General features: G+C 68.0%; 21 protein-coding genes. 11 read left to right on the top strand and 10 right to left on the bottom strand.

The features are described 5' to 3' along the window. Window positions 1-444: 444 nt before the first annotated feature. Window positions 445-1095 carry a hypothetical protein gene (locus VXD91_RS04560; protein ID WP_346414773.1) on the top strand — a complete coding sequence of 217 codons (651 nt, stop codon included), beginning with the start codon at window positions 445-447 and terminating at the stop codon, window positions 1093-1095. Window positions 1096-1619: 524 nt separating this feature from the next. On the opposite strand, the gene VXD91_RS04565 is transcribed toward VXD91_RS04560, so the two are convergent. Beyond that, window positions 1620-1796, bottom strand: a complete 177-nt coding sequence (locus VXD91_RS04565) for a hypothetical protein (protein ID WP_346414774.1) — start codon at window positions 1794-1796, stop codon at window positions 1620-1622. A gap of 299 nt (window positions 1797-2095) precedes the next feature. On the opposite strand from VXD91_RS04565, the gene VXD91_RS04570 reads away from it, so the two are divergent. Next, complete coding sequence (locus VXD91_RS04570) at window positions 2096-3100, top strand: glutathione S-transferase C-terminal domain-containing protein (RefSeq protein WP_212813208.1); 1005 nt, start codon at window positions 2096-2098, stop codon at window positions 3098-3100. A gap of 10 nt (window positions 3101-3110) precedes the next feature. Here the strand turns inward: VXD91_RS04570 and VXD91_RS04575 are convergent, their stop codons facing one another. Both VXD91_RS04575 and VXD91_RS04580 read right to left on the bottom strand, forming a co-directional pair. Then, the gene (locus tag VXD91_RS04575) at window positions 3111-3593 is read right to left on the bottom strand and encodes a DUF2771 domain-containing protein (RefSeq protein WP_212813206.1); all 483 of its coding nucleotides are present in this window, start codon (window positions 3591-3593) and stop codon (window positions 3111-3113) included. After that, complete coding sequence (locus VXD91_RS04580) at window positions 3590-5227, bottom strand: MFS transporter (protein ID WP_346414806.1); 1638 nt, start codon at window positions 5225-5227, stop codon at window positions 3590-3592. The genes VXD91_RS04575 and VXD91_RS04580 overlap by 4 nt, the downstream gene beginning before the upstream one ends. A gap of 501 nt (window positions 5228-5728) precedes the next feature. Here VXD91_RS04580 and VXD91_RS04585 point away from each other — a divergent pair. Beyond that, entirely contained in the window at window positions 5729-6427 is a 699-nt protein-coding gene (locus tag VXD91_RS04585) for a DUF3027 domain-containing protein (RefSeq protein WP_244872986.1), read from the top strand. On the opposite strand, the gene VXD91_RS04590 is transcribed toward VXD91_RS04585, so the two are convergent. Together VXD91_RS04590 and VXD91_RS04595 are read right to left on the bottom strand one after the other, a co-directional pair. Next, window positions 6424-6882: an SRPBCC family protein gene (locus VXD91_RS04590; RefSeq protein ID WP_346414775.1), complete on the bottom strand. Its 459-nt coding sequence runs from the start codon at window positions 6880-6882 to the stop codon at window positions 6424-6426. The genes VXD91_RS04585 and VXD91_RS04590 overlap by 4 nt on opposite strands. Window positions 6883-6910: 28 nt before the next feature. Next, window positions 6911-7177 carry a DUF2530 domain-containing protein gene (locus VXD91_RS04595; protein WP_212813198.1) on the bottom strand — a complete coding sequence of 89 codons (267 nt, stop codon included), beginning with the start codon at window positions 7175-7177 and terminating at the stop codon, window positions 6911-6913. A 41-nt stretch (window positions 7178-7218) separates the two neighbouring features. Between VXD91_RS04595 and VXD91_RS04600 the strand changes: the two genes are divergently transcribed. The 3 genes from VXD91_RS04600 to VXD91_RS04610 are packed head-to-tail and all read left to right on the top strand — an operon-like array spanning window position 7219 to window position 8781. Continuing rightward, window positions 7219-7650 (top strand): MarR family transcriptional regulator, encoded by a 432-nt coding sequence (locus VXD91_RS04600; protein WP_212813196.1) that lies wholly within the window; start codon window positions 7219-7221, stop codon window positions 7648-7650. Between the two features lie 23 nt (window positions 7651-7673). Next, window positions 7674-8495: an RNA methyltransferase gene (locus tag VXD91_RS04605; RefSeq protein ID WP_346414807.1), complete on the top strand. Its 822-nt coding sequence runs from the start codon at window positions 7674-7676 to the stop codon at window positions 8493-8495. Window positions 8496-8505: 10 nt separating this feature from the next. Further along, complete coding sequence (locus VXD91_RS04610) at window positions 8506-8781, top strand: DUF2537 domain-containing protein (RefSeq protein WP_212813194.1); 276 nt, start codon at window positions 8506-8508, stop codon at window positions 8779-8781. Window positions 8782-8951: 170 nt separating this feature from the next. Here the strand turns inward: VXD91_RS04610 and sepH are convergent, their stop codons facing one another. After that, entirely contained in the window at window positions 8952-9896 is a 945-nt protein-coding gene (gene sepH / locus VXD91_RS04615; RefSeq protein ID WP_346414776.1) for a septation protein SepH, read from the bottom strand. Window positions 9897-10021: 125 nt separating this feature from the next. Beyond that, window positions 10022-11128 (bottom strand): phosphoserine transaminase, encoded by a 1107-nt coding sequence (gene serC / locus VXD91_RS04620; RefSeq protein ID WP_020098899.1) that lies wholly within the window; start codon window positions 11126-11128, stop codon window positions 10022-10024. A gap of 205 nt (window positions 11129-11333) precedes the next feature. Here serC and VXD91_RS04625 point away from each other — a divergent pair, with 205 nt between their 5' ends. After that, on the top strand, window positions 11334-12350 hold the full coding sequence (locus VXD91_RS04625; protein ID WP_029120319.1) for a diiron oxygenase: 1017 nt from the start codon (window positions 11334-11336) through the stop codon (window positions 12348-12350). Window positions 12351-12365: 15 nt separating this feature from the next. Beyond that, window positions 12366-14042, top strand: coding sequence for an FAD-dependent oxidoreductase (locus VXD91_RS04630; protein WP_346414777.1), 1677 nt, complete (start codon window positions 12366-12368; stop codon window positions 14040-14042). A gap of 59 nt (window positions 14043-14101) precedes the next feature. On the opposite strand, the gene VXD91_RS04635 is transcribed toward VXD91_RS04630, so the two are convergent. The 3 genes from VXD91_RS04635 to VXD91_RS04645 form a co-directional block, all read right to left on the bottom strand. Further along, on the bottom strand, window positions 14102-14554 hold the full coding sequence (locus tag VXD91_RS04635; RefSeq protein WP_020098902.1) for a VOC family protein: 453 nt from the start codon (window positions 14552-14554) through the stop codon (window positions 14102-14104). 99 nt (window positions 14555-14653) lie between these two features. Then, window positions 14654-15796, bottom strand: a complete 1143-nt coding sequence (locus VXD91_RS04640; RefSeq protein ID WP_346414778.1) for a citrate synthase 2 — start codon at window positions 15794-15796, stop codon at window positions 14654-14656. Window positions 15797-15851: 55 nt separating this feature from the next. Next, complete coding sequence (locus VXD91_RS04645) at window positions 15852-16472, bottom strand: maleylpyruvate isomerase N-terminal domain-containing protein (RefSeq protein ID WP_346414780.1); 621 nt, start codon at window positions 16470-16472, stop codon at window positions 15852-15854. Window positions 16473-16512: 40 nt separating this feature from the next. Between VXD91_RS04645 and pdxH the strand changes: the two genes are divergently transcribed. From pdxH to VXD91_RS04660, 3 genes are all read left to right on the top strand, one after another. After that, on the top strand, window positions 16513-17187 hold the full coding sequence (gene pdxH, locus VXD91_RS04650; RefSeq protein ID WP_346414781.1) for a pyridoxamine 5'-phosphate oxidase: 675 nt from the start codon (window positions 16513-16515) through the stop codon (window positions 17185-17187). Then, window positions 17184-18455, top strand: a complete 1272-nt coding sequence (locus VXD91_RS04655; RefSeq protein ID WP_346414808.1) for an MFS transporter — start codon at window positions 17184-17186, stop codon at window positions 18453-18455. The genes pdxH and VXD91_RS04655 overlap by 4 nt, the downstream gene beginning before the upstream one ends. Before the next feature lie 118 nt (window positions 18456-18573). Beyond that, entirely contained in the window at window positions 18574-19869 is a 1296-nt protein-coding gene (locus VXD91_RS04660; protein WP_226520639.1) for a citrate synthase, read from the top strand. Window positions 19870-19896 lie beyond the last annotated feature (27 nt).

The following is a 19896-nucleotide window of genomic DNA, read 5'->3' on the forward strand; positions in this document are numbered from 1 at the left end:
ACTCCGTGGCGACTCCCGATGGTTTCGGCCGACCCCCAACAAAACACGCTCCGTGGTCGCACCGCTGCCCTCCCCGCCGAGTCCAGGACGGCAAGAGACCGCCGGACGACCCCGCGCTGTACGAATCCCGCGGTCAACTAGCCGAGGTGCGGCGACCTTCTCCTGGTGGAACCGGCGCTGATTCGAGGGGTCACCTGCTAACAGGCGTCGCGGTGCATTTGGAACCCTAATGGCGGTGCGCCGTGACCCGCACTTCTCGCCAGTTGCCACCGGTGCCGGTCGGCTGGCCGGTAGAAGGTGCGGCTAAACATCGGGGCCTAACAGACGATCCACTCAAATGTCTGCCTTCGGCGAGTAATGTATGCGTCCTCAAAGACACTCAGCATAGAGAAGAGTATCGGGTTGAGGTTGAAATCTTGGAGGCTGTGGTCACCGGGAGCGAAGGTGACCCTGGGCGTTATTCTTCTCCTCGCCGCAGGCTGCGCTGCCATGTACTACGCCGACTTGAATAAGGAATCGGTCTTTCCAGCTGCCGCTGCAACAATTGCAGTCGGAGCCCTATTCGTCACCGCTTACAGTGCTTTCAACTCCAGCTCCCGAATGAGGAAAAAGGACAGTCTCGAAGCTTGGACAGAGTGGTCGGACTCTACTCGCGCAGCGCGTCGCCGCGTGACTGACGTTCTTGGCGAGAAGAACCTCACCATGAAGCAGGGGAAAGCGCTGTTAGGTGATGGCACACTCGTGGACAAAGACGGCAACGACTTGACCGAAGAACAGTGTCTTGCGGTCGACCGTGACATCACGGACATCCTGAACGGTCTTGAGAGACTGGGAGCGGGAGCCGTACTTGGCGTCTATAGCGACGCAGTCTTTCGCATCAGGGGTGGGACGATCATCGAACGGACGTACCAGCGGTTCCTGCCTTACATAATCGCTACAAGAGAGGCGGAGGATGTCGAGAAGCGCCAGACCCGAGCGTTTACTGAGCTCTCTGTCCTCTATCAAATGATCGAGCCATCTTTACTGTCGCAGTTACTGCGAGGCAGTAGAGCGTCGTCCGACCAAGCACGGCTCGACGCGTATAGACGCGCATAAGCCCAGATAGTTGATCACATAAAAAGAGGCCGCAGCCAAGTTCGGCTGCGGCCTCTCGCGAAGTACGCGCGTGGACTCTAGAACTCGTCCTTCTCTTCCCATGTGGTCATGTCGATACTCTCCCTCATTTGCTCGCACTTTTCAACGACGAACACGCCCGTTGTGTTCCAGTTTCCTAACAACCCCGGTTGTGACGCTCCCCACTGCGAAATGCCGTCTGACCTGGTCCGTTCTCTGTGGATACCCCTCTTGGGCTCACCGCAATCACTGAAGGCTACAGCAGTTAGCAACACTTGGCTCAGAACTCGGCCGCGCGGACCCGAGGCTCTGGCTGGGCATGAGCTGGCCGATTGGGTTGGCGAACGCGGCGTCGGATTCCTCGACCGGGGAGCGCAGTAGGTCAACGGCGTCTTCTCGGCTAAGCCGTGCCACAACCGTCTCCACGATGAGCCGTCCAGCTTGACCCCGTCGCGGCTCAACCTCTCGCATCGACTGACGCTGGCCGCGGCTGCTCTTGGCGGAGTTCATTGGCGCACCGCACCCTCGCGGCCACAGAAGATCAGGTCCGAGAGTAGGTACTTTCGCACCCGTGGCGAGTTGGTGACGCGACCCGTCTCCTGCAACTTCCGTGCTGCCTGATCCCACACCCCCGGTTTGACGATGGCGGGCCAGGTGCCCTTCTTCGGCTTGGCCGGTGACATTGCCGTCTTCGTCCTTCTCCAACACCACCTGACCCCGGTACTCGCGCAACCCGGCGTTCCGTGGCGCGAGCAGTAGCGCCCGCGCCGACGCACCGGTCCACCTGCTGTCCACGGTGCCCACGACCACCTCGCCGTCGGGACCTACGCGCTTGAACTTGTCTCCGACGCAAGGTGTCCGAGGTGGTCAAGGCCGTCGCGCGCGAACTCGACGCCTGATCCACGCGCCGAACGTTGGCTTGTGTTCGAGAGCCGGCTGATTTCTCGTACCCAAGCCAACTGTTCGCGGGCAGACTGGGGACGTGACCTACGTCAAGCCAGGTTCTGAGTACACCCGCGACACCAACTACATCAGCACCCGGATCACGGCCGACGGTCGTGACGGATATCCCGTGGAACCCGGCCGGTACCGGCTGATCGTTGCCCGGGCCTGTCCCTGGGCCAACCGGGCGATCATCGTCCGCCGGCTGCTGGGGCTGGAAGACGTTCTGTCCATTGGCTTTTGCGGTCCGACGCACGATCAGCGCAGCTGGACGTTCGACCTCGACCCCGGCGGCGTCGACCCGGTGCTGAAAATCCCGCGGCTGCAGGACGCGTACTTCAAGCGCGACCCGAACTATCCCAAGGGCATCACGGTGCCGGCGATCGTCGACGTACCCACCGGCGCGGTCGCGACCAACGACTTCCCGCAGCTGACGCTGGACCTGTCCACCGAATGGACGGCGTATCACCGCGAAGGTGCGCCGCAGCTGTACCCGGAGCACCTGCGCGACGAAATCGACACCGTCGCCAAGCGCGTCTACACCGAGGTCAACAACGGCGTCTACCGCTGTGGGTTCTCGGGGTCACAGGAGTCGTACGACGCCGCCTACGACCGGCTGTTCACCGCGCTCGATTGGTTGACCGAAAGGCTCAGCAGCCAAAGGTATCTGGTGGGGGACACCATCACCGAGGCCGACGTGCGGCTGTTCACCACGCTGGCCCGGTTCGACCCGGTCTATCACGGGCACTTCAAGTGCAACCGGTCCAAGCTCACCGAGATGCCGGTGTTGTGGGCGTACGCCCGGGACCTGTTCCAGACGCCCGGCTTCGGCGACACCGTCGACTTCGTGCAGATCAAGCAGCACTACTACATCGTGCACGCCGACATCAATCCGACGCAGATCGTGCCGAAGGGCCCCGACTTGGCCAACTGGCTGACGCCGCACGGCCGCGAAGCGTTGGGCGGCAGGCCTTTTGGTGACGGGACACCGCCCGGCCCGGTCCGCGACGGCGAGCAGGTGCCGGCCGGCCACGGAGCGGTGTAGGCCTGGCGAGCTACGGCCAGACGGTCCGCACCGACCATTCGGCGTGGGGTAACGGGAACTCGTTGCCGTCGGAATCCCTTGCCAGAGTGGGCAGTTGGACGGCGAGCCCGAGCACCTTGCCGTGATGCGGGTCGACGGTCGGGATGGTGACGGCCAGCCGCTGGTTCGGCCGGAACTCGCTGACCGTGGAACCGCCGTCCTCGTATGCGAGCAGCAGCACCCACGGCGCCCGGGCGACCGGCTGCGGCACCGACAACTGAATGGGGTGCCGCGCCGTCACGTGCAGTTCGCCCGTGGTGGCGGGGACGTCGCACGCCTTCAGGTGGACGTCGCAGTAGCGGTACGGCCCGACGCGGGCCAGCTGGCCGTCCGTGAAGGCGCTGATCTCGGGAAAGTTGGGGCCCTGGTGCCGCGTCAGCCGCCAGACCAGGACACCCGTGGCCGTCGCCGACAGCACCGCGACCACGGCCAGCAGCGCGAGAACTCGTTTCATATCCATCCTTGGCGCACCCCGGGCATTGCCGCGGGATCGGGCCGTGGTCCTTCCTGCTCGGCTAGTACGGGCCGGTTGCCGCCGAAGCCCGGGATCAGTGAGCCACCGTTGTAGCTCACCAGGGTCTGGGCCAACCCGGGGATCAGCAGGGCGCTGACCGCGGTGAACCCGACCCAGAGGTCGGTATAGATCAGCACACCGACGGCACCGCCGACCACCCAGGCCAACTGCAGCACCGACTCGGACCGGCCGAAGGCCGACGCCCGGGACGCCTCGGGCAGGTCATGCTGCAGCGAGGCGTCGAGCGATGCCTTGGAGATCGCGGTGGCGGCCGAGGTGATGAGTGCGGCGGCCGCGGCAACCATCAGATTGCCGGCCACCGCGGCGGCGATGGCCGAGGCCGTGACGATGACCGTCGCGCGCACCACCACCTGGGCGGGGTGCCCCAGTTTGAGCCGGGCGCTGGCGATGTTGCCGGCGAAGTTCCCGATACCCGCGGCGGCGCCGATGAGCCCGAGGATCTTGAGCTGCTCCCACGCCCCGGCGTCATGCGACTTGGCGACGAACGCGGGATACAGGAACAGGAACCCGACGAGCACCTTGATGGTGCAGTTGCCCCACAGCGACGTGATGATGTTGCGGCCCAACGGCTGTCGCGGGGACTTGTCGTGATGCGGATGCCGCAGCTGCTCGGTCGGCGCGTGGTACGACAGCGTCGCCGGCACCTCACCCTCGGTGACTTCGACCCACTTCGGAATCCGCATGGTCAGGACGGCACCCGCGACGGCGACGACGGCGACGACGTACAGCGCGCCCGGCAGGTGTATCAGGCCGAAGGTGTACTCGAAGGCCGCGGCGAGACCGCCGCCCAGCCCGGTACCGCCCAGCAACCCGAACATGGTGAGCCGGGAGTTGACCCGGACGAGGTCGATCGTCGGGGGCAGCACCCGCGGCGTCACGGCGCTGCGCAGCACGCTGAACGACTTCGACAGCACCATCATGCCCAGCGCGCACGGGTACAGCACCCAGGGCGGATAGCTGCCCGTCGCACCGTCGTAGTTGCCGATCAGCACCAGCGCGAGCACGACGCGCAGTGCGAACGACACGGCGAGCGCGACGCGCCGGCCGTGCTGCACGCGGTCCAGCGCCGGCCCGATCAGCGGGGCGATCACCGCGAACGGCGCGATGGTGATGAGCAGGTAGAGCGCCACCTTGCTCTTGGACTCGCCCGAGGCGGCCGCGAAGAACAGGGTGTTGGCCAGCGCGATGCCCATCGCCGCGTCGAGCGCGTTGTTCGCGACGACGGGCCAGGTCAGGGCCGTCAGGCCGGATTTGTCGGCGCCGTCGGCGGTCGCGGCCCGATGCACCAGCCCGTACACCTTGGTGCCCATCTCCCGGCTGCGTTGGGCGGCGGCACGGGTGACGGTGATCTTCTCGCCGCCGGCGGGGCCGCGCCGCCGGTCGTCGTGATCGCGGCGCCGGTCGTCGTAGTCGTCGTATCCGCGGTCGTAGCCGTGACCGCCCGGGTGATCGTCGTCGAGCGGCGGCAGCCACCGGTTGTCGCTGTGCGCCGACGACCCGCGCGGCGGCGGCCGGCGGCGGGCCTGACCAGGATCGCTCGGGTAGTTGGCCATGCCCGGATGCTCTTCGTCAGGGCGGCGCGGTGGGCGCGGCGGGTAGTAGCGGGGATCTTCCGACCTCCCGGCGTCCCGCGGTCCACTCATGAGCACGATTGTTCCCCATGCTGCCGACGGCGGCGCGCAGGCAGGCGGTGTGGCCTTGTCCTGGGTGGTCAGGCAGTATTGATCACGATGGACATGCCCAATGACACCGAATCGGCAGCCGTGACGCCGGACGAGTCGACGCCGACCGAGGCGCCGGTCGAGGTGCCGACCCCTGAAGTCACCGCGGAATCCGCCGAAGCCGCCGAAGCCGTCGACGCTCCCGCCGCGGCGCCGGAGTCCGCCGAGGTGCCCGAGACCGTCGACGAGCCGCAGCCGCAGGCCGCCGTCGACGAGGACCCGGCTGTCGAGACCGACGACGAGACCCCGGCCGAAGCGGCCGCTGACGACGCCCCCGCGGCCGAAGCAGTTGTCGAAGAAGAAGCCGAGCTACCCGACCTGACCCCGATCCTCATGGGCGCCGTCGATCAGGCCCGCGCCGCGATCGTCGAGTTCAGTGGCGAGGGCGTCGTCGGTGACTACCTGGGCGCCAGCTTCGACGACCCGGCGTCGGTGACCCATCGCTTCCTCGCTTCGATGTCCGGCTACCACGGCTGGCAGTGGGCCGTGGTGCTGGCGACCTACCCGGGCGCCGACCACACCACCGTCAGCGAAGTGGTCCTGGTGCCCGGGCCGGATGCACTGCTGGCCCCGGAATGGGTGCCGTGGCATGAGCGCGTCAAGCCGGGTGATCTCAGCCCGGGTGATCTGCTGGCGCCGCCGCCCAACGATCCCCGGCTGGTGCCCGGCTATCTGGCATCCGGTGATCCCGAGTGGGACGAGGTGGCTGCCGAGGTCGGGTTCGGCCGCAAGCAGGTGCTCAGCGACTGGGGCCGGACGGATGCCGCGCAGCGCTGGCAGGACGGCGACTACGGCCCGAACGCCGCCATGGCCCGCGCCACCCGCCGGACCTGTCGCGGCTGCGGCTTCTACGTGCCGCTGTCCGGATCGCTCGGCCTGGTGTTCGGCGTCTGCGCCAACGAATTGTCCGCCGACGGACGCGTGGTGTCGGCGGAGTACGGCTGTGGCGCCCACTCGGACACGCCGCCGCCGGAGCCCATCGGCTCACCGGCCTTCGAGCCTTTCGACGACGGCGTGCTCGACGTCGGCTAAGCGCCTTCGGCTGCCGCCTTGATCCGGCTGAGCGAGGTATTCATGCCCTCGACCAGCTCCACTTCGAAGTTGGGCACGCCGCCCATGAACCGGTTGATCAGCGTGCTGGAGATCGGCTTGACGGCTTCGGCATGCCGGCTCACGGTCAGCTTGGTGCCGGTGCCCGCGGGCTCGAGGTCGTAGGTCCACTGGGTGTTGTTGGTGTTGACCCGGAACGACAGCTTCTTCTGCGGGTCGACCGCGGTGATGGTCGAGGTCGTCGGCCAGAAGAGCGCGCCCCGACGGTTGAGGTTGACGGTCTTGGTGCCGACCTTGACGGCGCCGACGGCCTTCATCACCCGACACTGCGGGCTCCACTTGGGCATGTTGTCGAGATCGGAGATCAAAGCCCAGACCTTGGCCACCGGCGCGTTGATGGTGATGTCTGCCTGCAGCAGAGGTGTTTCTCCAGCCATCGGACTCTCCCTTGTCGAGATGTGAATGTCAGCGCAGGCCGCGTTGGGCACCTCGTGCGCCGCGCCGGGCCGCGCTGCGTTGCCACAGAAATATAGAGGTCCCCAGTACGCCGACACCGAGGCCCGCGACGGTCACCGGCCGCCAGCCGTGCAGGGCCGCGACGGTGAAAGCCAGCACCACCGCCACCAGCCAGCCGGCCGCGATCACCACGATCACCGGAACCGGGTCGAGGAGGCGGTCGGGGAGAGCCGGCGGAACGGGTTCCGCCGGATGTTCGTGCGCGGGCGTGGCCATCTCCTCTAACGCTAGTCGATCGATCGGTACGCTATCTGCTCGTGACGGACGCCGATGACCGCTTGGCCAATGACCTGTCGCTGGCCGTCGTGCGGCTGGCGCGGCAGTTGCGATTCCGTCGTCCCGATTCCCCGGTGTCCCTGACACAGTTGTCGGCCCTGGCCACGCTCGCGAAGGACGGCCCGATGACGCCGGGCGCGCTGGCCACCCGGGAGCGCGTGCGGCCGCCGTCGATGACGCGCGTCATCGCCTCGCTGGTCGAACTCGGGCTGGTCGAACGCAGTTCTCATCCCGACGATCGGCGTCAGGTGCTGGTCGCGGTGTCCCCGGCCGGTGAGGAACTGTTCGAGGCCGAGCGCCGGGCCGGCATGGAATGGCTGCAAGGCCGGCTCGAGAAGCTGTCGGGCCAGGATCGCGGCATCCTGCTGGCCGCCGCTGACCTGATGTTCGCGATCATCGACGAAGCCCAGTGAGCGCTGCCGCAGAACTCGACGCGATGGACGACGTCATCGTTGTCGACGTCACCGACCCCGCCGATCCGCGGCTCGACGATTTCCGCGACCTCAACAGCGTGGACCGCCGGCCCGACCTGCCGTCGGGCAAGGGGCTGGTGATCGCCGAGGGCGTGTTGGTGGCGCAGCGCATGCTGGCGTCGCGGTTCAGCCCGCGTGCGTTCCTTGGCACCGATCGCCGGCTCCGCGAACTGTCCGGCGACCTGGCCGGCTGCGGCGTGCCCTACTACCGCGCCAGCGCCGAGGTGATGGCCGAGGTCGTCGGCTTCCACCTCAACCGCGGCGTACTCGCCGCCGCGCCCCGGCCCGTCGAACTGACGGTGTCCGACGTGCTGCGGGATGCCCGGACCGTCGCGGTGCTCGAGGGTGTCAACGACCACGAGAACCTGGGCTCGATCTTCCGCAACGCCGCCGGCCTCGACGTCGACGCGGTGGTGTTCGGCGCCGGGTGCGCCGACCCGTTGTACCGCCGCGCGGTCCGGGTGTCGATGGGCCATGCCCTGCTGGTGCCCTACGCCCGCGCGGAGTCCTGGCCAGGTGATCTGAAATTGATGCAGGACAACGGCTTTCACCTGATCGCCATGACGCCGGGGGAGGGTTCGGTGCCGCTGGCCGATGCCCTGGCACCGCTGGCCGGGGAGAAGGTCGGGGTGCTCGTCGGGGCGGAAGGCCCGGGGCTGACCGAACACACCATGCGGGCCTGCGAGGTGCGGGCGCGCATCCCGATGTCGCGGGGCACCGATTCGCTGAACGTCGCCACGGCCGCCGCGCTGGCGTTCTACGAGCGCGCCCGAACGGCGGGCTAGATTGGCTCAGATGACGACACCGTCGCAGACGCCGTGGGGCACCGGACTGACGGTGTCGGCGTTCGTCGCTGCCGTGACGGCCGCCGCCATCATCGTCCTGTCCCTGGGGCTGCTGCGGGTGCATCCGCTGCTCGCGGTCGGGTTGAACGCCGTCGCGGTCGGTGGCCTGGCCCCGACGGTGTGGGCCTGGCGCGTGCGCCCGGTGTGGCGCTGGTTCGTCTGGGGCGCCGGTGCCGGTGTGGCGCTGGGCTGGATCGCGACGCTCGCGATCGCCCTGGGCCGTTAGCCCCGCCCCGCCGTTGACTCTGTAACTACGGCGCAGAAGTGCGAGTAGGGGAGACCCTCAGTGCAGGGTCAACGTGAGGTCGGCTGACGCTGTCGTTGAGTCTGTAGCTATGGCGCAGAAGTGCGAGTAGGGGAGACCCTCAGTACAGGGTCAACGTGAGAACCGCAGCGTCAGCGCTGGCCGTTGGCCCGCACGCCGAGCAGGACGTCTTCCCACGCCGGAATCTCGGGCTTCTTCTTGCGCGGACGCGCCGCGGGAGCGGCCGGCTCGGGGGTCTCCACGACGGCCGCCGGCTCCGGCGCCGGGATGGGCTCGGGTGCCGGCGGGGCCACCGGCGCGGCGGGCACCGGGGGAGCGGCCGGGGGCGGCGTCATGACGACGACGGGGGCGGGCGCGGGCTCCGGCGCAGGCGCAGGCGCAGGTTCCGGCTGATGTGCGGGCATCGGGATCTCGGCGACCGATTCCTCGAAATGCAGCTGTGCGAGCGGCGCGACCGACCGCAGGGCCGGGCGGGTGTAGTTCGGGTCGATCAGCTCGGTCGCGGCGTCGTCGAACGCCGTGGTGGTGCCGCCGTGGGCGCCTGGGCTGAACCGGAAGTGTGCGACGTTGTCGGAACGCCCGGCCTTCCAGCCGAACTGCACGGTCCAGCGGCTGTCCTCGTTGCGCCAGGCGTCCCACTTGGTGGCTTCGGGGTCGAGGCCGCGGGAGATCAGGGCTCCGGTCACCGTCTCGAGCAGGGTCAGCACCGACGGGCCGTCGGGCAGGATCGGGTGCGACGCGCTGGCGAGTTCAGCGGCGCGGGAGCGCTCCAGCAGTACCGGGTGGGCGAAGCGCATGATGCGCTCCGGGCTCACGCCCGCGGCTGCGGCGAGCTGCTCGACGGAGGCGCCGGCCCGGATGCGGGACTGGATGTCACGGGGGCGCAGGGAGTTGGGCACCTCGACCTCGACTTCGATCTCCGTCTGATTCATGGCGGCCCGGTCGCCGCGGACGGCGGCCTTCAGTCGATTGTCGACGCGCACCACGAACTTCTCGGCGGTGGCCGAACCGTTGGGGGCTTCGCAGATGATGCGCTTGCCGTCGGCGTCGAGTCCGACGACCTTGAGTTCCCTCATTGGTGACCTCCTAGGACGCGGCTTAACGGCTCACCCTAGCGCGTTATCGACTCGTAACCGTGCTGACACACCGAGGCGCGCAGCCCTTCATGGACTGCGCGCCTCGGTTACGTGTCAGGTGGTGCTCAGAGACGTTCCACAACCCAGTCGACGCACGCCGTGAGGGCGCTGATGTCGTCGGGGTCGACGGCCGGGAACATGGCCACGCGCAGCTGGTTGCGGCCCAGCTTGCGGTACGGCTCGGTGTCGACGATCCCGTTGGCGCGCAACACCTTTGCGACCGCGGCGGCGTCGACGTCGTCGTTGAAGTCGATGGTGCCGACGACCTGCGACCGCAGCGCCGGGTCGGCGACGAACGGCGTGGTGAACGGACGCGACTCGGCCCACGAGTACAGGCGCTGCGACGAGTCGGCGGTGCGCTTCACGGCCCAGTCCAGACCGCCGTTGCCGTTGAGCCAATCCAGTTGCTCGGCGAGCAGGATCAGCGTCGCGATCGCCGGGGTGTTGTAGGTCTGGTTCTTGAGGCTGTTCTCGACCGCGATGGGCAGCGACAGGAAGTCGGGCACCCAGCGGTCGGTGGCGGCGATCTGCTCGACGCGGGCCAGCGCGGCGGGGCTCATCACGGCGATCCAGAGGCCACCGTCGGAGGCGAAGTTCTTCTGCGGCGCGAAGTAGTAGGCGTCGGTGTCGGCGATGTTGACCGGCAGGCCGCCGGCGGCCGAGGTGGCGTCGATCGCGACGAGGGCATCACCGGCGGGACGCTGGATCGGCACCGCGACACCCGTCGAGGTCTCGTTGTGGGCCCACGCCACGACGTCGACATCAGGGTCCGACTGCACGGCGGGCGCGCTGCCGGCGTCGGCCTTGATGATGATCGGGTCGCCGACGAACGGGTTCTTGGCGACGCACGACGCGAACTTGCTGCTGAACTCGCCGTAGGTGAGGTGCAGCGAGCGCTTGTCGATCAGGCCGAACGCGGCGGCGTCCCAGAACGCGGTCGAGCCGCCGTTGCCGAGGATGACCTCGTAGCCGTCGGGGGTGGAGAACAGTTGCTTGATGCCGTCGCGTACGCGCCCGACCAGGTTCTTGACCGGGGCCTGGCGATGCGAAGTGCCGAACAGGTCGCCGGCGGCCGCCAGTGCGGTCAGCTGCTCGGGGCGAACCTTGGACGGGCCGCAGCCGAAGCGTCCGTCGGCGGGCTTGATGTCGGCGGGGATGGTGAGCTCAGCCATGGCCCTCAGCGTAGTTGCAGGTCGACGGCCGGTGACGTGGGGATCCGGCTGCTCGCCCAGCTGCTCCGCATGCAAGTGTGATGACGGTCACAATAGGTGTCCAGATGTGTGACGGCGGGCACTAGTTTTTAGGTGGTACCTCCGGTACCGTTCGACACAAGACAGCCGATTGTAAAGCTGACAGAAAAGCCTTGGGAGGCTCGAAATGGCTCGTACCCGGATGATCCGTCGTTGGCGCCGGAACATGGACGTGCTGGATGACACTGTCTACGTGGAGAAGCTTGCCACGCTGTCCGAGGGGTCGGTGCGGCGCAACTTCAACCCGTACCAGGACATCGCCTGGGACTCTCCCGAGTTTGCGGTCGTGCCCAACGACCCGCGCTGGATCCTCCCGGACACCGACCCGCTCGGTGGCCACCCGTGGTACCAGTCGCAGTCGCAGGAACGCCAGATCGAGATCGGCATGTGGCGCCAGGCCAACGTCGCCAAGGTCGGCCTGCACTTCGAGAACATCCTCATCCGCGGCCTGATGGAGTACGCGTTCTGGGTGCCCAACGGGTCGCCGGAGTTCCGCTACTGCACGCACGAGGCCATCGAAGAGGGCAACCACACCCTGATGTTCCAGGAGATGGTCAACCACATGGGGGTCGACGTCCCGGGCATGCCCAAGCTGCTCAAGTGGATTCAGCCGCTCATCCCGCTGGCTGCCGGCCCGGCGCCCATCCCGTTCTTCTTCGGTGTCCTCGCCGGCGAGGAGCCCATCGACCACACCCAGAAGAACATCCTGCGTGAGGGCACCGAGCTGCACCCGATCATGGAGCGGGTCATGGCCATCCACGTGGCCGAGGAGGCCCGGCACATCTCGTTCGCGCATGAGTACCTGCACAAGCGCGTGCCGGAGCTGACCCGCTGGAAGAAGTTCTGGCTGTCGCTGTTCGTCCCGGTCACCATGCGCATCCTGTGCTCGGCGATCGTCGTGCCGCCGCGCGCCTTCTGGAAGAAGTTCGACATCCCGAAGTCGGTCCGCAGCGAGCTGTTCTTCGACGCTCCGGAGTCGCGCATGTTCCTGCGCAACATGTTCTCCGACGTCCGCATGCTGTCGTACGACACCGGTCTGATGAACCCGCTGGCCAAGCTCATGTGGAAGATCTGCAAGATCGACGGCCCGCCGAGCCGGTACCGCAGCGAGCCGCAGCGTCAGCACGTCGTGGTCGCCGCCTGAGCATTTAGATAACTCATGCCGCACGTCATTACCCAGTCGTGCTGTAGCGATGGTTCATGCGTCTTCGCATGCCCGGTGAACTGCATTCACCCGTCCCCGGACGAGCCGGGTTTCGCTACCGCCGAAATGCTGTTCATCGATCCCGCCGCCTGCGTGGACTGTGGTGCCTGCATCACGGCCTGCCCGGTCGGCGCGATCAAGCCGGACACCAAGCTGACCGAAGCGCAGCTGCCATTCATCGAGCTCAACGCGTCCTTCTACCCGAAGTACGAGGGCAAGCTGCCGCCGACGTCCAAGCTGGCGCCGGTGCCCGACGCCCCGGCGGTCGACCAGCGGCCGCACGGCCCGCTGCGGGTCGCGATCGTCGGCTCCGGGCCGGCCGCCATGTACGCCGCTGACGAGTTGCTGACCCAGCGCGGGGTCCGGGTCAACATCTTCGAGAAGCTGCCGACGCCCTACGGGCTGGTGCGCGCCGGGGTCGCCCCCGACCATCAGAGCACCAAGGGTGTGACGCGCTTGTTCGACCAGATCACGAAGCGCCGCGGGCTCGACTTCTTCCTCAACGTCGAGGTGGGTCGGGACGTCACGCACGCCGAGCTGCTGGAGCACCACCACGCCGTGCTGTACGCGGTCGGTGCGCCCAACGACAAGCGCCTCGACATCGAGGGCATGGAGCTGCCCGGAACCGGAACCGCCACCGAGGTGGTGGCCTGGTACAACGGGCACCCCGAGTTCTCGCATCTGCCGGTCGACCTGGGGCACGAGCGGGCGGTGATCATCGGAAACGGCAACGTCGCGTTCGACGTCGCCCGCATCCTGACCACCGATCCGGATGCGTTGGCGCGCACCGACATTTCGGACCATGCGCTGGCCGCACTGCGCGACTCGAAGGTGCGCGAGGTGGTCATCGTGGCCCGGCGTGGGCCCATCCACTCGGCGTTCACCCTGCCGGAGCTCATCGGCCTGACGTCGACGTGCGACGTGGTGCTCGACGCCGCGGACCACGAGCTGGTTCGTCGGGGTCTGGAAGCCGAGACGGACGCACTGACGCGTCACAAGCTCGAGATCCTCACCAAGCTGCCCGACAGCTCGGCCCCGGCGATGCGGCCGCGGATCCGGCTGGCCTACGAGCTGACTCCGGCCCGCGTGCTCGGCTCGGACAAGGTCACCGGCATCGAGTTCACCGTCACCGGCACCGACGAGGTCCGTCAGCTCGACGCCGGCCTGGTGCTGACGTCAATCGGCTACCACGGCAAGGCAATTCGTGGTCTGCCGTTCGACGATGCCGCCGGCGTGGTCCCCAACGACGAGGGCCGCGTCATCGATCCGGCCACCGGTGAACCCGTCCGCGGCAGCTACGTCGCGGGCTGGATCAAGCGTGGTCCGACGGGCTTCATCGGCACCAACAAGTCGTGCGCGGCACACACCGTCGACCGGCTGGTCGCCGACTACAACGCCAGCCGGCTTCGTGAGCCGACCGCGAAAAGCGGTGCGCTGCAACAGCTCATCCGCGACCGCCGGCCCGACGTCGTCGACATGGCGGGGTGGCGGGCCATCGACGCGGCAGAGATCGCGCGCGGCGGCGCCGACCGGCCGCGGGACAAGTTCATCGACGTGTCCGACATGCTGGCCGCTGCCGCGAGCGCGCCCAAGCCGACGCTGCGTCAGCGGCTCCTCGGCGCCTTCTCCTGAGTGGTTCGTGCACGATTTTCCGCGGTCACCGCGGAAAATCGTGCACAAATCGCTGATCGCTAGCCCTGCTGGGCCGCCATCGCCTCGGCGATCTCCTCCGGGCTGACGACGCGCACGGTCTGCGCCAGCGACCAGTGGTGGCCGAACGGGTCCTCCACCTGGCTGTAGCGGTCACCCCAGAACATGTCCTGCGGGGCCATCAGTTCGCGTGCGCCGGCGTCGATGGCGCGCTGGTAGGCCGCGTCGACGTCGGGCACCTGCAGGTGGATGGTGACGGGAGTGCCGCCGAAGGCCGTCGGGGTCTGCGACTTGCCGCCACACATTTCCGGGAAGTCGTCGTTGAGGTAGACGTTCGACCCGTTGATGGTCAGTGCGGCGTGCATGAGCTTGCCGTCGGGCCCGGGCACCCGGCCGAGCTCGGTGGCGCCAAAAGCCTTGACGTAGAAGTCGATTGCAGCGGCGCCGTCGCCGACGACGAGGTGCGGGGCGAGGAAGGTCTGGGACTCGGTCATCGTGTTCTCCTCAGAGCGGTACTGCGTGGATTGGGGTCATTCGTTATGACCATCTCCAACGCTACTTCTCATCGGTGACAAGAAAACGGGTCTGAAGTGTCAGCTGTGCGCGATGCTGTCCCAGCCGGCCACCGAGTCCGCGGGGCGCGGCTGCGGGCCGACATAGATGGCCGCGGGACGGACCAGCTTGCCCAGCCGCTTCTGCTCCAGGATGTGGGCGCACCAGCCCGCGGTGCGGCCGCAGGTGAACATGGCGGGCATCATCGCGCTGGGCACCTGGGCGAAGTCCAGGATCACGGCGGCCCAGAACTCGACGTTGGTCTCGATGGCACGGTCGGGACGGCGCTCACGCAGCTCGGCGAGGGCGGCCTGCTCCAGCGCGGCGGCGGCCTCGAAGCGCGGTGCGTCCAGGCGCTTGGCCGTGGCGCGCAGCACGCGGGCCCGCGGGTCCTCGGCGCGGTAGACCCGGTGCCCGAAGCCCATCAGCTTTTCCTTGCGGTCCAGGATGCCCTTGACCACGGCCCGGGCGTCGCCGGTGCGCTCGGTCTCCTCGATCATCGGCAGCACGCGGGCGGGGGCGCCGCCGTGCAGCGGGCCGCTCATGGCGCCGATCGCGCCCGACAGTGACGCGGGCACGTCGGCCCCGGTGGACGCGATGACGCGCGCGGTGAACGTGGACGCATTCATGCCGTGCTCGGCGGCGCTGACCCAGTAGGCGTCGATGGCCTCGATGTGCCGCGGGTCCGGCTCGCCCTGCCAGCGGGTCATGAAACGTGCTGTCACCGTGGGGCATTCGTCGACGATGCGCTGCGGCACCGCGGGCCGGTAGATGCCGCGGGCCGACTGCGCGACGAACGACAGCGCCGTCACCGACGTCAGCGCCAGCTGCTCGCGGGCGGTGTCGTCGTCGATGTCGAGCAGCGGCTGGAAGCCCCACAGCGGGGCGAGGGTGGGCAGCGCGGCCTGGACGTCGACGCGGACATCGCCCGAGTGCACGTGCAGCGGGAAGGGTTCGGCGGCCGGCAGACCCCGGCCGAACTCGCCGTCGACCAGCAGCGCCCAGACGTCACCGAAGGTGACGCGGTGGCTCACCAGATCCTCGATGTCGACGCCGCGGTAGCGCAGGGCGCCGCCGTCCTTGTCCGGTTCGGCGATCTCGGTCGTGAAGGCGACGACGCCTTCCAGGCCGGCGACGAAGTTCTCGGGGATCTGCGGCGTCGACACTGACGTTGCCTCTGTCATGCCGAAATTGTTCCACTAGCCCGTGGACCGATGGCTACCGGCCGGTAACAAACGGTCAGACGACGGAGAAACCGGCAGGTAGAGCGTCGCGTCCGGTGAGCGCGGGCAGCACTGTGGCGGCCTGACCGGTCAGCGCCGCGATCTGCGCCGCCAGCACGGTGGCGTCGCGCAGTACCTCGTCGGGCAGCGTGAAATCGATGCCGGTGGCCCGCGTGATGTCGAGGCTGTGCACCGTCAGCTCGAACACCCGGGTCGGCAGGTAGTTGCTCAGCCGGATGCCTAGGCCGCCGATCACGGCGATCAGCGGGTCGCCCGCCCCGTCCAGGTCGGTCCGCACCCGGGCCAGCAGGTCGGCGACTGTGGCCGCGGGATCCGTCCCAAGATTGCGCCCGGCCTCCCGCCCGCGTTCGACGATGTCGGGGCTGCCGGCGGCGTAGGCGCGCATCAGCGCGTAGTACTGCGCCGGTCCGGTCACGTCCTCCCGGTCGGCGGGTGTGCGCAGGTAGCTGCTGACGGTGATCAGTGACCGTGAGGTGTGCCCGACCAGCGCCCGCAGGTCCCAGTCACCGAGTCCCGGACCGTCCCACGCCGTGGCCGGGATCTGTGCCACCAGGTCCGCGAAAGCTGTTGCCGCCGAGACGAATACTGAATGGTCCGGGGGTGCGTCGGGCGCCATGTCTGCATTGTGTCACCGTATGGGCGTACCGTCGCCGATCATGGCATCCGATCACGTGGAGCAGTCGGCAGATCATCTGGCCCGGATGCGGGTCGAATACGGCTCGACAGAGAAGGACGGCAGTGTCGACCTCGACGTCGACTGGCTGGACCGGGGCTGGCTGGCGTTGTTCCGCGACTGGATGTCCGACGCGGTGCAGGCCGGGGTCTCCGAACCGAACGCGATGGTGCTGGGCACCGTCGATGCGCAGGGCCACCCGGTCACCCGTTCGGTGCTGTGCAAATCCATCGAAGAGACGGGCATCTCCTTCTACACCAACTACGACTCCGACAAGGGCGAGCAGCTGGCGGCGGTGCCCTACGCGTCGGCGACGTTCCCCTGGTACCTGCTGGGCCGTCAGATCCATATCCGCGGCACGGTGACGAGGGTCGACGCGGCGCACACGGCCGAGTACTGGTCGAAGCGGCCGCGCGGTTCGCAGCTGGGCGCGTGGGCGTCGCACCAGTCAAAATCGATTGCCTCGCGGGCGGCGCTGCTGGAACAGTTGCGTGACGTGACCGAGCGATTCGCCGACGTGCCGGAGGTGCCGGTGCCGCCGAACTGGGGCGGCTACCTCATCGCCCCGGAAGTGATCGAGTTCTGGCAGGGCCGAGAGAACCGCGTGCACAACAGAATTCGCATCACCGGCGACCGGATCGAACGGCTCCAGCCCTGAAAGGTCTGATCGCCGACACCACACCACTGCGCAACCCCGACTACCGCCGCCTGTGGGGGTCCAGCGTCGTCACGGTGATCGGCGCCAACCTGACGATCTTCGCAGTGCCCGTCCAGCTGTACGCGCTGACGCAGAACTCGGCGTACGTCGGCCTGGCGGGCGTGTTCAGTGTGGTGCCGCTGATCGTGTTCGGCCTGTGGGGCGGCGCCTGGGCCGACGCGATGGACCGCCGGCGGCTGCTGATCATCGCGTCCTGCGGGCTGGCGGTCGCGTCGGTGCTGCTGTGGGTGCAGGCCGCCGCCGGGCTGAACAACGTCTGGCTGGTGCTGTGCCTGCTGTCGGTGCAGCAGGCGTTCTATGCCATCAACTCGCCGACCCGCTCGGCCGCCATCCCGCGGATGCTGCCTGCCGAGCAGCTGCCGGCCGCCAACTCGCTCAACATGACGGTGTTCCAGGCGGGCGCGATCATCGGTCCGCTGCTGGCCGGCGTGCTGCTGCGCTGGGTGGACCTGTCGACGCTGTACTTCATCGACGCCCTCACCACGATCGCGCCGATCTGGGCCACGTTCCGGCTCACGCCGATGCCACCGGAGCACTCGCCCGACGACGACACCTCACGCTGGGGCTTCGCCGCCGTGCTCGACGGTTTCCGCTACCTGTCGGGCAACCGCGTCGTCTTGATGTCTTTTGTGGTCGATCTCATCGCGATGATCCTCGGCATGCCGCGGGCGCTGTTCCCGCAGATGGCCCACGAGAACTTCGGCGGGCCGGTCGCAGGCGGAACCGCGATGGCGCTGTTGTCGGCGGCCATGGCGGTCGGCGCGGTGGCCGGCGGAGTCTTCTCGGGATGGCTGCCCCGGGTCCGCAGGCAGGGCCTCGCGGTGGTCGTCTCGATCGTCGTGTGGGGCGCGGCGATGGCCGGTTTCGGGCTGGCCGTCGGCCACGCGACCGGCCGGCCGGACGGCTTCCTCTGGATCGCCCTGGTGCTGCTGGCCGTCGGCGGTGCCGCGGACATGGTCTCGGCGGTGTTCCGGAGCACCATCCTGCAGGAAGCCGCCTCCGACGAGCTGCGGGGCCGTTTGCAGGGCGTCTTCACCGTGGTGGTCGCGGGCGGTCCGCGGATTGCTGATGCGGTGCACGGCGCGGCAGCCGCGGTGGTGGGGACCACGGTGGCCGCGACCGGAGGCGGCGTCCTGGTGGTGGTCGGCGTCATCATCTCGGTCGTGGTGGTGCCGGCGTTCGTGCGCTATTCGGTGGCTCGCAACTGATGCTTGACAGCGGGGTTATGGCGACCCGAGCAAGCACATAGTTCTCTTAACGACTACCGTCTAGTCCCGGACGTTTCACCTGCCGACACTGCAAGTCGACACCGCAAAAGGGGTTCAAGTGGCCGACACCTCCAGCTCTGACGACGTAGCCAACCTCCGGTATCCCGGGGGCGAGGTCGATCTCAAGATCGTGCGCGCCACCGAGGGATCGGACGGCATCGAGCTGGGCTCGCTGCTGTCCAAGACCGGCTACACCACGTACGACGGTGGTTTCGTCAATACCTCGGCCACCAAGAGCGCCATCACCTACATCGACGGTGACGCCGGCATCCTGCGCTACCGCGGGTACCCGATCGAGCAGCTCGCCGAGAAGTCGAACTTCATCGAGGTCAGCTACCTGCTGATCTACGGGGAGCTGCCGACGGCCGCCGAACTCGAGGCCTTCACCACCAAGATCCAGCGGCACACCCTGCTGCACGAGGACCTCAAGCGGTTCTTCGACGGCTTCCCGCGCAACGCGCACCCGATGCCGGTGCTGTCGTCGGCGGCCAACGCGCTGAGCGCCTACTACCAGGACTCGCTCGATCCGAAGGATCCCGAGCAGGTCGAGCTGTCGACCATCCGCCTGTTGGCCAAGCTGCCGACCATCGCGGCCTACGCCTACAAGAAGTCGGTCGGTCAGCCGTTCCTGTACCCGGACAACTCGCTGAACCTGGTCGAGAACTTCCTGCGCATGACGTTCGGCCTGCCGGCCGAGCCGTACCAGGTGGACCCGGAGCTGGTCCGCGCCCTGGACATGCTGTTCATCCTCCACGCCGACCATGAGCAGAACTGCTCGACGTCGACGGTGCGCCTGGTCGGCTCGTCGCAGGCCAACCTGTTCACCTCGATCTCCGGCGGCATCAACGCGCTGTGGGGCCCGCTGCACGGCGGCGCCAACCAGGCGGTGCTGGAGATGCTGGAGAAGATCCGCAGCGAGCACGGCGACGTCCGCGACTTCGTCAAGAAGGTCAAGAACCGCGAAGACGGCGTCAAGCTCATGGGCTTCGGCCACCGGGTCTACAAGAACTACGACCCGCGGGCGCGCATCGTCAAGGAGCAGGCCGACAAGATTCTCGGCAAGCTGGGCGGCGACGACGAGCTGCTGGACATCGCCAAGTCGCTCGAGGAGATCGCCCTCACCGACGACTTCTTCGTCGAGCGCAAGCTGTACCCGAACGTCGACTACTACACCGGCGTGATCTACCGGGCCATGGGCTTCCCGACCCGCATGTTCACCGTGCTGTTCGCGCTCGGCCGCCTGCCGGGCTGGATCGCGCACTGGCGCGAGATGAGCGCCGACCCGGGCACCAAGATCGGCCGCCCGCGCCAGATTTACACCGGCTACACCGAGCGGGATTACCCCAACCACTGAGTTTCACCGAGACGGCCCCTTGCGCAC

This window comes from Mycobacterium sp. SM3041 (genome assembly GCF_039668335.1).
GTDB lineage: Bacteria > Actinomycetota > Actinomycetes > Mycobacteriales > Mycobacteriaceae > Mycobacterium.